This is a genomic window from Streptomyces sp. NPDC033178 (assembly GCF_055577685.1).
On the sequence record NZ_JBVIPT010000005.1, the window covers coordinates 146,274 to 159,814 of the forward strand.

At 69.9% G+C, this 13,541-nt stretch carries 9 protein-coding genes; 6 read left to right on the forward strand and 3 right to left on the reverse strand.

The window, feature by feature from the left end; all coding sequences use genetic code 11:
* Positions 1–105: 105 nt before the first annotated feature.
* Both gltB and ACZ5VQ_RS14260 read left to right on the forward strand, forming a co-directional pair.
* A complete protein-coding gene (gene gltB / locus ACZ5VQ_RS14255; protein WP_469105123.1) occupies positions 106–4,701 on the forward strand; it encodes a glutamate synthase large subunit in 4,596 nt (1,531 codons plus the stop codon).
* Complete coding sequence (locus ACZ5VQ_RS14260; protein WP_362074103.1) at positions 4,694–6,154, forward strand: glutamate synthase subunit beta; 1,461 nt, start codon at positions 4,694–4,696, stop codon at positions 6,152–6,154. The genes gltB and ACZ5VQ_RS14260 overlap by 8 nt, the downstream gene beginning before the upstream one ends.
* Before the next feature lie 396 nt (positions 6,155–6,550).
* Here ACZ5VQ_RS14260 and ACZ5VQ_RS14265 read toward each other — a convergent pair whose 3' ends face one another.
* Positions 6,551–7,393, reverse strand: a complete 843-nt coding sequence (locus tag ACZ5VQ_RS14265; protein ID WP_469105124.1) for a chitosanase — start codon at positions 7,391–7,393, stop codon at positions 6,551–6,553.
* Positions 7,394–7,468: 75 nt separating this feature from the next.
* Between ACZ5VQ_RS14265 and ACZ5VQ_RS14270 the strand changes: the two genes are divergently transcribed.
* From ACZ5VQ_RS14270 to qcrB, 4 genes are all read left to right on the forward strand, one after another.
* Positions 7,469–7,687: a hypothetical protein gene (locus ACZ5VQ_RS14270; protein ID WP_469105125.1), complete on the forward strand. Its 219-nt coding sequence runs from the start codon at positions 7,469–7,471 to the stop codon at positions 7,685–7,687.
* 18 nt (positions 7,688–7,705) lie between these two features.
* On the forward strand, positions 7,706–8,809 hold the full coding sequence (locus ACZ5VQ_RS14275) for a magnesium and cobalt transport protein CorA (protein ID WP_469105126.1): 1,104 nt from the start codon (positions 7,706–7,708) through the stop codon (positions 8,807–8,809).
* 36 nt (positions 8,810–8,845) lie between these two features.
* Positions 8,846–9,568, forward strand: coding sequence for a vWA domain-containing protein (locus tag ACZ5VQ_RS14280; protein ID WP_469105127.1), 723 nt, complete (start codon positions 8,846–8,848; stop codon positions 9,566–9,568).
* Positions 9,569–9,682: 114 nt separating this feature from the next.
* Positions 9,683–11,314 carry a cytochrome bc1 complex cytochrome b subunit gene (gene qcrB, locus ACZ5VQ_RS14285; protein WP_469105128.1) on the forward strand — a complete coding sequence of 544 codons (1,632 nt, stop codon included), beginning with the start codon at positions 9,683–9,685 and terminating at the stop codon, positions 11,312–11,314.
* A gap of 34 nt (positions 11,315–11,348) precedes the next feature.
* Here qcrB and ACZ5VQ_RS14290 read toward each other — a convergent pair whose 3' ends face one another.
* Positions 11,349–12,362, reverse strand: a complete 1,014-nt coding sequence (locus ACZ5VQ_RS14290; RefSeq protein ID WP_469105129.1) for an acyl-CoA dehydrogenase family protein — start codon at positions 12,360–12,362, stop codon at positions 11,349–11,351.
* The gene (locus ACZ5VQ_RS14295; RefSeq protein WP_469105130.1) at positions 12,362–13,519 is read right to left on the reverse strand and encodes an acyl-CoA dehydrogenase family protein; all 1,158 of its coding nucleotides are present in this window, start codon (positions 13,517–13,519) and stop codon (positions 12,362–12,364) included. Before ACZ5VQ_RS14295 ends, ACZ5VQ_RS14290 begins: the two co-directional genes overlap by 1 nt.
* Positions 13,520–13,541 lie beyond the last annotated feature (22 nt).

A 13,541-nucleotide genomic window follows, 5' to 3' on the forward strand; every position in this document is an offset into this window, starting at 1 on the left:
GAGAACGGCTCCATCATGTAACCTGCACGAAATTTTGCACCTTTCGCAGAGGGCCAACGTCGTCCCTCGGCACTTGCATATGCCACGACGACGACGGGAGAGCCGATGCGTACGCCGCGCCAGCCGTCCCAGCACTCCGCGAATGGCCAGAACTGGTCCTTCATGGATGCTCGCCCTGCCGCGCAGGGGATGTACGACCCGCGCAACGAGCACGACGCCTGTGGCGTCGGCTTTGTGGCCACCCTCACCGGTGAGGCGAGCCACGCGCTGGTCGAGCAGGCGCTGACCGTGCTCCGCAATCTGGAGCACCGCGGCGCGACCGGCTCGGAGCCCGACTCCGGCGACGGGGCCGGGATCCTCTCCCAGGTGCCCGACACCTTCTTCCGCGAGGTGGCCGAATTCGAGCTGCCCGAGGCGGGCTCGTACGCGGTCGGTATCGCCTTCCTTCCGGAGGACACCGCCGATGAGGCCGTCTCACGGATCGAGACGATCGCCGCCGAAGAGGGTCTGACGGTCCTCGGCTGGCGCGAGGTCCCGACCGCCCCCGAACTTCTCGGCGCCACCGCCCGCTCGACGATGCCCCTCTTCCGCCAGGTGTTCGTCGCGGACGGATCCAGCCAGGACATCGATCTCGACCGCAAGGCGTTCGTGCTGCGCAAGCGCGCCGAGCGCGAGGCCGACGTGTACTTCCCGTCGCTCTCCGCCCGGACCATCGTCTACAAGGGCATGCTGACCACCGGCCAGCTGGAGCCCTTCTTCCCGGACCTGTCCGACCGCCGCTTCGCCTCCGCGATCGCGCTCGTGCACTCCCGGTTCTCCACGAACACCTTCCCGAGCTGGCCGCTCGCCCACCCGTACCGCTTCGTCGCGCACAACGGCGAGATCAACACGGTCAAGGGCAACCGCAACTGGATGGCGGCTCGCGAGTCCCAGCTCGTCTCCGACCTCTTCGGCGACCAGGACAAGCTCGACCGCGTCTTCCCGATCTGTACGCCCGAGGCATCCGACTCCGCCTCCTTCGACGAGGTGCTCGAACTCCTGCACCTCGGCGGCCGGTCCCTCCCGCACTCCGTGTTGATGATGATCCCGGAGGCGTGGGAGAACCACGACTCCATGGACCCGGCCCGCCGCGCCTTCTACCAGTTCCACTCCATGATGATGGAGCCCTGGGACGGCCCGGCCTGTGTCACCTTCACCGACGGCAAGCAGGTCGGCGCCGTACTGGACCGCAACGGTCTGCGCCCCGGCCGCTACTGGGTCACCGACGACGGCCTCGTCGTCCTCGGCTCCGAGGTCGGCGTCCTCGACATCGACCCCGCGAAGGTCGTCCGCAAGGGCCGCCTGCAGCCCGGCCGCATGTTCCTCGTCGACACCGTCGAGCACCGCATCATCGAGGACGACGAGATCAAGGCCGGCCTCGCCGCCGAGAACCCGTACGCGGAGTGGCTGGAGGCCGGCGAGATCGAGCTGGAGGACCTCCCGGAGCGTGAGCACATCGTGCACACGCACGCCTCCGTCACCCGTCGCCAGCAGACCTTCGGCTACACCGAGGAGGAGCTGCGCGTCATCCTCGCGCCGATGGCCAAGTCCGGCGGCGAGCCCCTCGGCTCCATGGGCACGGACTCGCCGATCGCGGCCCTGTCCGAGCGCCCGCGGCTGCTCTTCGACTACTTCACCCAGCTGTTCGCGCAGGTCACCAACCCGCCGCTGGACGCCATCCGCGAGGAGCTCGTCACCTCGCTGCGCTCCTCCCTCGGCCCCGCCGGCAACCTCCTGGAGCCGACCGCCGCGTCCTGTCGCAGTGTCACCCTGCCCTTCCCGGTGATCGACAACGACGAGCTGGCCAAGCTCATACACATCAACGCCGACGGCGACATGCCGGGCATGAAGGCCGCGACGCTCTCCGGCCTGTACCGGGTCTCCGGCGGCGGCGACTCGCTCGCCGCGCGCATCGAGGAGATCTGCACCGAGGCCGACGCCGCCATAGAGAACGGTGCCCGGCTGATCGTCCTCTCGGACCGTCACTCGGACGCCGAGCACGCGCCGATCCCCTCGCTGCTGCTCACCGCGGCCGTCCACCACCACCTCATCCGCACCAAGCAGCGCACCCAGGTGGGTCTGCTGGTCGAGGCCGGCGACGTCCGCGAGGTCCACCACGTGGCCCTCCTCATCGGCTTCGGCGCCGCGGCCGTCAACCCGTACCTCGCGATGGAGTCCGTCGAGGACCTCGTCCGGGCGGGCACGTTCCTCCCCGGCATCGAGTCCGAGCAGGCCATCCGCAACCTGATCTACGCGCTCGGCAAGGGCGTCCTCAAGGTCATGTCCAAGATGGGCATCTCGACCGTCGCCTCCTACCGCGGCGCCCAGGTCTTCGAGGCCGTCGGTCTCGACACGGCCTTCGTCCAGAAGTACTTCATCGGCACGGCCACCAAGATCGGCGGCGTCGGCATCGACGTCATCGCCAAGGAGGTCGCCGCCCGCCACGCGAAGGCGTACCCGGCCAGCGGCATCGCGCCCGCGCACCGCGCCCTCGACATAGGCGGCGAGTACCAGTGGCGCCGTGAGGGTGAGCCGCACCTGTTCGACCCGGAGACGGTCTTCCGGCTCCAGCACTCCACGCGCACCCGCCGGTACGACATCTTCAAGAAGTACACGGACCGTGTGAACGAGCAGTCCGAGCGCCTGATGACGCTCCGCGGCCTGTTCGGCTTCAAGTCCGGCCGCGAGCCGATCTCCATCGACGAGGTCGAGCCGGCGAGCGAGATCGTCAAGCGCTTCTCCACCGGCGCCATGTCCTACGGCTCCATCTCCAAGGAAGCCCACGAGACGCTCGCCATCGCCATGAACCAGCTGGGCGGCAAGTCCAACACCGGTGAGGGCGGCGAGGACGCGGACCGCCTGTACGACCCGGCGCGCCGCTCGTCGATCAAGCAGGTCGCCTCCGGCCGCTTCGGCGTGACCTCCGAGTACCTGGTCAACGCCGACGACATCCAGATCAAGATGGCCCAGGGCGCCAAGCCCGGCGAGGGCGGCCAGCTGCCCGGCCACAAGGTCTACCCGTGGGTCGCCAAGACCCGGCACTCCACCCCGGGTGTCGGTCTGATCTCCCCGCCGCCGCACCACGACATCTACTCCATCGAAGACCTCGCCCAGCTGATCCACGACCTGAAGAACGCGAACCCGCAGGCGCGGATCCACGTGAAGCTGGTCTCCGAGGTCGGCGTCGGCACGGTCGCCGCGGGTGTCTCGAAGGCGCACGCGGACGTCGTCCTCATCTCCGGCCACGACGGCGGTACGGGCGCTTCGCCCCTGACCTCCCTCAAGCACGCCGGTGGACCTTGGGAGCTGGGCCTCGCCGAGACCCAGCAGACCCTGCTGCTCAACGGCCTGCGCGACCGCATCGTCGTACAGACCGACGGCCAGCTGAAGACCGGCCGTGACGTCGTCATCGCCGCGATGCTCGGCGCCGAGGAGTTCGGTTTCGCGACCGCGCCGCTCGTCGTCTCCGGCTGCGTCATGATGCGCGTCTGCCACCTGGACACCTGCCCGGTCGGCATCGCCACCCAGAACCCGACCCTGCGCGACCGGTACACCGGCAAGGCCGAGTACGTCGTGAACTTCTTCGAGTTCATCGCCGAGGAGGTCCGCGAGATCCTCGCCGAGCTGGGCTTCCGCACCATCCAGGAGGCCGTCGGCCACGCCGAGAACCTCGACGTGGAGCGCGCGGTCACCCACTGGAAGGCGCAGGGCCTCGACCTGAGCCCGCTGTTCTACGTGCCGGAACTGCCCGAGGGCACCCCGCTCCACCAGGTCATCGAGCAGGACCACGGCCTGGAGAAGGCGCTCGACAACGAGCTGATCAAGCTCGCCGCCGACGCGCTGGCCGCGGACTCCGCGACCGGTGCACAGCCGGTGCGCGCCCAGGTCGCGATCCGCAACATCAACCGCACGGTCGGCACCATGCTCGGCCACGAGGTGACGAAGAAGTTCGGTGGCGCCGGTCTGCCCGACGACACCATCGACATCACCTTCACCGGGTCGGCCGGCCAGTCCTTCGGCGCCTTCCTGCCGCGCGGTGTGACGCTGCGCCTGGAGGGCGACGCCAACGACTACGTCGGCAAGGGCCTCTCCGGCGGCCGGGTGATCGTCCGTCCCGACCGGGGCGCCGACCACCTCGCCGAGTTCTCGACGATCGCGGGCAACACCATCGCGTACGGCGCGACCGGCGGCGAGCTGTTCCTCCGGGGCCGTACCGGCGAGCGCTTCTGCGTCCGCAACTCCGGTGCCACGGTCGTCTCGGAGGGCGTGGGCGACCACGGCTGCGAGTACATGACCGGCGGTCACGCGGTCGTGCTCGGCGAGACGGGCCGCAACTTCGCGGCCGGCATGTCGGGCGGCATCGCGTACGTCATCGACCTGGACCGCGACAACGTCAACGTCGGCAACCTCGGCGCGGTCGAGGAGCTCGACGACACCGACAAGCAGTGGCTGCACGACGTCGTGCGCCGCCACGCCGAGGAGACCGGCTCCACGGTCGCCGAGAAGCTCCTCGCCGAGTGGGCCGTGTCGGTGGACCGCTTCAGCAAGATCATCCCCAGCACGTACAAGGCAGTGCTCGCCGCCAAGGACGCCGCCGAGCGAGCCGGTCTCACCGAGACCGAGATCACCGAGAAGATGATGGAGGCGGCGACCAATGGCTGATCCCAAGGGCTTTCTCAACCACGGCCGCGAGGTCGCCAGGACGCGTCCGGTGGACGTGCGTCTCAAGGACTGGAACGAGGTCTACGTTCCGGGCTCGCTGCTCCCCATCATCCCCACGCAGGCCTCGCGTTGCATGGACTGCGGCATCCCGTTCTGCCACAACGGCTGTCCGCTCGGGAACCTCATCCCCGAGTGGAACGACTACGCGTACCGCGAGGACTGGTCCGCCGCCTCGGAGCGCCTGCACGCCACGAACAACTTCCCGGAGTTCACGGGCCGGCTGTGCCCCGCCCCGTGCGAGTCGGCGTGCGTCCTCGGCATCAACCAGCCCGCCGTGACCATCAAGAACGTCGAGGTCTCGATCATCGACAAGGCGTGGGACAGCGGCGACGTCGCACCCCAGGCCCCCGAGCGGCTCTCCGGCAAGACGGTCGCGGTCATCGGCTCGGGCCCGGCGGGCCTCGCCGCCGCCCAGCAGCTCACGCGGGCCGGCCACACCGTGGCGGTCTACGAGCGCGCGGACCGCGTCGGCGGCCTCCTGCGCTACGGCATCCCCGAGTTCAAGATGGAGAAGCGGCACATCAACCGCCGCATCGAGCAGATGCGCGCGGAGGGCACCCGCTTCCGTACGGGCATCGAGATCGGCCGCGACCTCAAGGCGACGGACCTGCGCAAGCGGTACGACGCCGTGGTCATCGCGGCCGGCGCGACCGTCTCCCGCGACCTGCCGGCCCCCGGGCGTGAGCTGAACGGCATCCACTTCGCGATGGAGTACCTGCCGCTCGCCAACAAGGTGCAGGAGGGCGACTACGTGGCGCCCCCGATCACCGCCGAGGGCAAGCACGTCGTCGTCATCGGCGGCGGCGACACGGGCGCGGACTGCGTGGGCACCGCCCACCGCCAGGGCGCGGCCTCCGTCACGCAGCTGGAGATCATGCCCCAGCCGGGCGAGGACCGTGCTCCGCACCAGCCCTGGCCGACGTTCCCCATGCTCTACAAGGTCACCTCCGCGCACGAGGAGGGCGGCGAGCGGGTCTACTCCGTCTCCACCACCCACTTCGAGGGCGACGAGGACGGCAACGTCCAGTGGCTGCACCTCGTCGAGGTCGAGTTCGTGGACGGCAAGCTGACGCAGAAGTCGGGCACCGAGCGCAAGATCCCCGCCCAGCTGGTGACGCTGGCGATGGGCTTCACGGGGACGGACCAGGAGAACGGCCTGGTCTCCCAGTTCGGCCTCGACCTCGACGAGCGCGGCAACATCGCCCGCGACGCCGACTTCGCGACCAACGTCCCCGGCGTGTACGTCGCCGGTGACGCCGGCCGTGGCCAGTCCCTCATCGTGTGGGCCATCGCGGAGGGCCGCTCGGCCGCCCGCGGGGTCGACCGCTTCCTGACCGGGGAGAGCGAACTGCCGGCGCCGATCCGTCCGACGGACCGCTCCCTGATGGTCTGATCCCTCATGGCCTGACGCTCCACCCAACAGACGTCCCGTACAACGGCGTACGGAACTGAGCGCGGCGCCTGCCCTTTGTCCCCGACCGGACGATGGTGGGCGCCGTGGTGCGTCCGGGGCCTTTTTCTCGCCCCCGCCGCCCCTACCCGTCCCGTCCCTGGGGGCTGCGCCCCCAGACCCCCGTATCGCGCTGAACGCGCTCGTCCTCAAACGCCGGACGGGCTGAGTGTGTCGGCCCGGGCTGCGAAATCTTCAGCCCCTCAGGCGTCCGAATCTTCAGCCCTTCCGGCGTCCGAATCTTCAGCCCCTCCGGCGTTTGAGGAGCGGGGGTTCGGGGGCGGAGCCCCTGAGTAAGGGACGGGAATGGGTAGGGGCGGCGGGGGCGAGGAAAATGCGTTAGTCGACCTTGTACGGCATGCCGTACACCTTCCACACCAGCGGAGTGCGGAGGTCCAGGTTTCCGTCGTACAGGAACCTCCGCTGAGCCGTGTCCACGCGGGTCGTGTCGCGTTTCTCGGACTTCATGGTGGCGCGGCGGGTGTCCAGGAAGATGTCGAGGTAGCTCTGCTCGTCGCCGCCCTCGGCGGGGGTGTCGGCCTCGGCCATGGCGCGCTCGCGGATGCCGTGGAAGCCGGGGTCGCCGGGGCCGTGCATGACCATGGCGTCGTAGTAGATGAACTGGCCGAGGGCGCCCAGGCCGTCGCGCTTGGCGAGGCTGACCGCCGGGTCGAAGTAGACGCGGTCGCGCTGGGAGTCCTGGACGCGCTTGAAGGCGTCCTTCTGCGCCTCCTCCTTCCAGGCGGCGGTGAAACCGGGGTCCAGCCCCTCGTGGGAGTCCGAGCCGTCGACGGAGCGCAGGGCCGGGAGGTACGGCTCCAGGGCGTTGTCCGGATGCGACTCGGTGTACAGCTCGACCAGCGTGAGCAGATCGTGCGTGCCGGTCGTGAAGCCGATGATCCCGGCGGTGTAGCCGCGGCCGTCTCCTATGTCCTCGATGTAGTCGTACTGGGCACGCCAGTCGAGGCTGGAGTTCTCAGCACTCGACACGATCCGCTGGGCCAGCTCCTTCTTCTCCGGAGAGTCCAGGTCGGCGGCGGCCGACCCGGAGGAGGTCGACGGGGAGGAGGAGCTCCGGCTGTCGGAGGGCCCGTCGTCGCCCTTCCCACCGGGCACGGCGACGTACACCGCCACCGCGACGAGAGGGACGGCGACGAACATCAGACGGCCAGCGCGTTTCATGGGCAAAGAGTACGATCGGCCCGGAGTGCCGTGCCGCATCGGGTGGAGAAACCAGTGAGCGTCGGGGGAGGACCTGTGAGCGCGGAGGAACTGGCGCTGCTGCGGGCGGAGTTGGGCGCGCCACCGCCGGAGAGCTTCGGAACGCTGGACGACACACAGGCCCGGACCCTCACACAGGCACTGCGCCGGGCACGGGAGCGCCGGGCATCCGGGCTGAACGAGGCCGTCGAGGACGCCCTGACCCTCGTACCGGCCCTGACCAGGGAACCCCTCCGCCGGATGCTCCTCCGTTAGCCAGGAGACCCCTACCGCATGGACACACTGCGCAGCAGGGCCGAGATCCTGAAGCTCGCCCGCCTGCTGGATGTCGAACCACGGCAGCTGGCGTTCCTCGAAGAACTGCCCGTCGAGGACGTGCGGGCCTTCCGCGAGAGATCCGTCGCGACGCTCTTCGACGACGCCCCCGGGATCCTCGACCGCATCGCCGCGAAGACGAAGCTGCTGCCCGCGGGTGTCGCCGCGGGCATCTCGCAGAAGGCGCTCGGGCCGCAGCTGGCCGCCGCCCTCGCCGGACGCCTCGAACCCGGCCGCGCCGCCGACATCATCGAGCGGCTCCCGCCCGAGTTCACGGCCCGCTGCTGCCACCACGTCGACCCGCGCCGGATCGCCGGGATCATGGGCAGACTGGACGACGACATCGTCGTACGCATCGCCCTCGTCCTCGCCGACCGCCGAGACCACCTCACGATGGGCCGGTTCGTCGGGCATCTGCGGGACTCCGCGCTGCTGCGGATCCTGCCGCGGCTCGACGACACGACCCTGCTGCTCACCGGCTTCGTCATCGACCACCCGGAACGGCTCGGCCACATCGTCGAGCTGCTGGGCGAGGAGCGGGTGTCGTCGGTCATTGCCTCCGCCGCCGACGCCGGGCTCTGGCCGGAGGCCATGGCCGTCGCGAGCATGGCCTCCGGTGAACAGCGGGCCAGGATCGCCTCCCTCACCGCCGCCCAGCCCGAGGCCCGGCTCGACTCCCTCGTCCGCACCACCGCCGAGCAGGACCTGTGGGAGTCGCTCCTGCCGATCGTGGCCGCGCTCGACGAGGACGAGCTGCGGGCCGTCGCCGCGCTGCCCGCGCTGCGGGACCGCACGGTGCTCGACGGGCTCGTCCGCGGGGTCGTGGCGACCGGGCTGTGGGCGGAGTTCCTCCCGATGGTGGCGGCGCTGCCGCCGACCGCCCGGCGGATCGTCGCGAAGGCCGCGGGCGCGCTCTCCGATCCCGACCTCGACTCGCTGGCCGTCGGCGTCGAGAAGGAGGATCTGTGGGAACTGGTATTCCCGCTGGTCGAGTTGATGGGCGACGGGGCCAGGCGGCGGCTCTTCGAGCTTCCGGCGTTCCGGGAGCGGGCGGCCGGTTAGGCTCACCCGGTCGGATCATGGCCGGAAGGAGCCCGCATGGCCGGGATCAGCCTCACCAAGGTGGAGGAGACCGCACCCGCGCTGGTCAGCCTCTACAAGAGCGCGGGGGTCTCCCTCACCAAGCACGGGCTGAGCGGGCAGCGGGCCGCTGTCTATCTCGTCGTCGACTACTCGGGGTCGATGAAGCCGTACTACGCCGACGGCAGTGTGCAGGCGCTCGCCGACCGCGTCCTCGGCCTGAGCGCGCACTTCGACGACGACGGGACCGTGCCTGTCGTCTTCTTCTCCACGGACGTCGACGCCGTCACCGACATCGCGCTCGACAACCACGCGGGGCGTATCGAGCGGATCGTCGCCGGGCTCGGGCACATGGGCAAGACGAGCTACCACCTGGCGATGGACGCCGTCATCGACCACTACCTCGACAGCGGCTCCAAGGACCCCGCCCTGGTCGTCTTCCAGACCGACGGCGGCCCGATCAACAAACTCGCCGCGGAGCGGTACCTGTGCAAGGCGGCGAAGCTGCCCCTGTTCTGGCAGTTCATCGGCTTCGGGGACCCGTCCAGCAAACAGTTCGACTTCCTGCGCAGGCTCGACGACCTGGCCGTTCCGGGCAAGCGGATCGTCGACAACGCCGGGTTCTTCCACGCCGGTTCCGATCCCCGCCGGGGTGTCTCCGACGGTGAGCTGTACGACCGGTTGCTGGGTGAGTTCCCACGGTGGCTGTCGGCGGCGCGGGCGGCGGGGATCGTCGAGTGACACCCTGCGGCTCGGCGAGGGCCGGTCGCGCAGCCGGATCGTGGACCTGACCAACCCCTTTGGCTTCGCAGCACCCCGTGCCACTCTGAACTGAGCCTATGGGGAGGGCCACGCATGGACGCGCGGAGCAACGGGCGAGCGGCACGGACGGGCAAGGGCGAGAAGGTGGCCGACTGGGCCGACGGGCGGCTCGGGGTCTACTCGCTGGCCAAGACCCAGATGCGCAAGGTGTTCCCGGACCACTGGTCCTTCATGCTGGGCGAGGTCTGCCTCTACAGCTTCCTCATCCTGATCCTCACCGGTGTCTACCTCACCCTCTTCTTCGAGCCCAGCGCCGCCGAGGTCGTCTACAACGGCTCGTACGAACCCCTCAACGGCATCATCATGACCAGGGCGTACGAGTCCACCCTCGACATCAGCTTCGACGTGCGCGGCGGACTGCTGATCCGGCAGATCCACCACTGGGCCGCGATCGTGTTCGTCGCCGGAATGCTCGTGCACATGATGCGCGTGTTCTTCACGGGCGCGTTCCGCAAGCCGCGCGAGCTGAACTGGCTGTTCGGCTGGACCCTGCTGTTCCTCGGCATCATCACCGGTCTGACCGGCTACTCGCTCCCCGACGACCTGCTCTCCGGCACCGGCCTCCGTTTCGCGCAGGGCGCGATCCTGTCCGTGCCGATCGTGGGCACGTATCTCGCGTTCTTCCTCTTCGGAGGGGAGTTCCCGGGACACGACATCATCTCCAGGCTGTACCCGATCCATGTCCTCCTGCTGCCGGGGATCATGCTCGGCCTGGTCGTCGCCCATCTGATCCTGGTCTTCTACCACAAGCACACCCAGTACCCCGGGCCCGGCCGCGAGCAGAAGTCCGTGGTGGGCATGCCGTTCATGCCGGTCTACATGGCCAAGGCCGGCGGCTTCTTCTTCCTGGTCTTCGGCGTGCTGTCGATGATGGGCGCCATCGCGACGATCAACCCCGTGTGGGCCTTCGGGCCCTATCGTTCCGATCTGGTCACCACCGGCGCCCAGCCCGACTGGTATCTCGGCTTCTCCGAGGGGCTGATCCGGGTGATGCCGGGATGGGAGATCAACGCCTGGGGCCACACCCTGCAGCTGGGCGTCTTCATCCCCTTCTCCCTCTTCCCGCTGATCATGGTGGCGATCGGCGTCTACCCGTTCATCGAGGCGTGGATCACCGGGGACAAACGCGAGCACCACATCCTGGACCGGCCCCGCAACGTCCCCACGCGCACGGGGCTCGGCGTGGCCTGGCTGAGTCTGTACGGCGTACTGCTGATCGGCGGCGGCAACGACATCGTGGCCACGCATCTGCATCTGTCGATCAACTCGATCACCTGGTTCGTACGGATCGCCTTCTTCGTGGTCCCGGTGATGGCCTTCGTCATCACCAGACGCGTCTGCATGGGGCTCCAGCGCAGTGACCGCGACAAGGTGTTGCACGGCAGGGAGTCCGGCGTCATCAGGCGGCTGCCGCACGGCGAGTTCGTCGAGGTGCACGAACCCCTCACCCAGGCCCAGCGGTTCACCCTCACCCAGCACGAGCAGGACCCGCCCTACGACGTGGGCCCGCTCGTCGACGCGAACGGCGTCGAGCGGAAGGTCAAGCCGTCCCAGCGGCTGCGGGCGGGGCTGGCCCGGGCCATGTACGGGCAGAACGCGCACATCCCCAAGCCGACCGTCGAGGAGTACCGCGAACTCACCAGCAGCGACGACCACCACCACTGAGCGCGCGGCTACTGGGGGCCACTGAGGGGCTCAGCTATTTGAGGACCAGCTCGCGGCACTCCCCGGGCGTGCCCCAAGCCGTGCGCAGCGCGCGGGCCTTGGTCAGCCACAGGGAGAGGTCGTATTCCGCGGTGTAGCCGATCGCGCCGTGCAGTTGCAGGGCGGTACGGGCGGTCGTGTACGCCGCCTCGCAGGCCGTGACCTTGGCGGCGGCCACATCGGCCGGGTCCATGGTCAGGGCCGCGCCGAAGAGGAGCGGGCGCGCGAACTCCAACGCGATCTTGGCATCGGCCAGTCGGTGCTTGACCGCCTGGAACGAGCCTATGGGGACACCGAACTGGCTGCGCTGCTTGACGTACGTCACCGTCCTGTCGAGCAGGGTCAGCCCCACGCCGAGCGCCTGCGCGGCGGTCGCGAGCCGGGCCCAGGTCAGCGCGTGGGCGGTGGCCGCGGTGACCTGAGGGCCGGCCGCGAGGAGCTCGCCGCCCGCCTGCTCCAGCCGGGTGAGACGCCGGGCCGGATCCATGGACGTACGGACCGGCCCGTGCCCGTGCCCGTACCCCTGGGCCAGCCTCAACTCGCCGCCCGCACCGCCTTCACCACGCTCGCCGTCCTCGCCGTCCGCGCCGCTCTCGACCGTGAGGTGGATGGTGGCCGCGTCTGCGTCCAGCGCGTACGAGCCGTTCAGGGCCACCGTCGCGATCGTCTCCCCGGAGGCCAGCCCCGGCAGGAACCTCTTCGCCAGGCCCGGTTCCGTCAGCAGCGCGGCCGCCGCCACCGTCTCCACCAGTGGACCCGGTACCGCGTGCCGCCCCAACTCCACGAAGGCGACGGCCAGTTCGACGGGGAGCGGCCCGACACCCTCGTACGCCTCGGGGACCGCCAGCGCGAACACCCCCGCGTCGGCGATACGGGTCCACAGGGCCCGCCCGGCGGTATGGTCACCGGCGCCCCACGACCGTACGACCGACGGGGTGTCCGCCGCCGTCAGCAGGGCGTCCAGCGAGTGGGCGAAGGCACGCTGTTCGTCGTCCAGGAGGAAACGCATCAGCGGCGTCCCTTTGGCAGGCCCAGGAGGCGTTCGGCGATGATGTCGCGCTGGATCTCGTTCGTGCCCGCGTAGATGGGACCGGCGAGGGAGAAGACGTACCCCTCGGTCCAGTTGCCGTCCTCGTCGTCAGCGGTGGCTGTCAACTCCCCGTCCCCGCCCAGGAGATCGAGTGCCGTTTCGTGCAGCGCGATGTCGTACTCGGACCAGAAGACCTTGTTCAGGCTGGACTCCGGGCCGATGGGCTCGCCGTCGAGGAAACGGGAGGCGCCCGCGTAGGTGAAGAGCTGGTAGGCGCGGGCGCCGATCACCGCGTCGGCCACCCGGTCGCGGGTGAACGGGTCCCGGCCGCGCGCCCGCCAGAGCGCGGCCAGGCGGTCGGCCGAGGCCAGGAAGCGGCCGGGGGAGCGGAGGGTCAGACCGCGCTCGTTGCCCGCCGTCGACATGGCGACCCGCCAGCCCTGGCCGGGCTCGCCGATCACATCCTCGTCCGGCACGAACACGTCGTCCAGGAAGAGTTCGGCGAAGGCCGGCTTGCCGTCCAGACGGCCGATCGGGCGGACGGTCACGCCCGGCGCGCGCAGGTCGAACATCAGGTAGGTGAGGCCATGGTGGGGCTTCGGGGTGTCCGGCTCGCTGCGGAACAGGCCGAACGCGCGGTCGGCGAACGCGGCCCGCGACGACCACGTCTTCTGCCCGCTCAAGCGCCAGCCGCCGTCCGTACGCACCGCCCTGGACCTGAGGGAGGCGAGGTCGGACCCCGCCTCGGGCTCGGACCAGGCCTGCGCCCAGACGACCTCGCCGGAGGCCATCGGCGGCAGGATCCGGGCCTGCTGCTCCTCCGTGCCGTGGTCGAAGAGGGTCGGCGCGAGGAGGTTGACGCCGTTCTGGCCGACCCGGCCCGGCGCGCCCGCCGCGTAGTACTCCTCCTCGAAGATCAGCCACCGTACGAGCCCGGCGTCCCGTCCGCCGTACGCGGCCGGCCAGGACACCACCGACCAGCGGTCCGCGGCGAGCTCGGCCTCCCAGGCGCGGTGGGCCGCGAAGCCCTCCTCGGTCTCCAGGGAGGGCAGCGGCGGCGACGGGACGTGCGCGTGCAGCCAGGCGCGCGCCTCGGCGCGGAAGGCGTCCTGGTCGGCCGTGAAGTCGAGGTCCATCAGCGGCGATCCTTCCCTAACA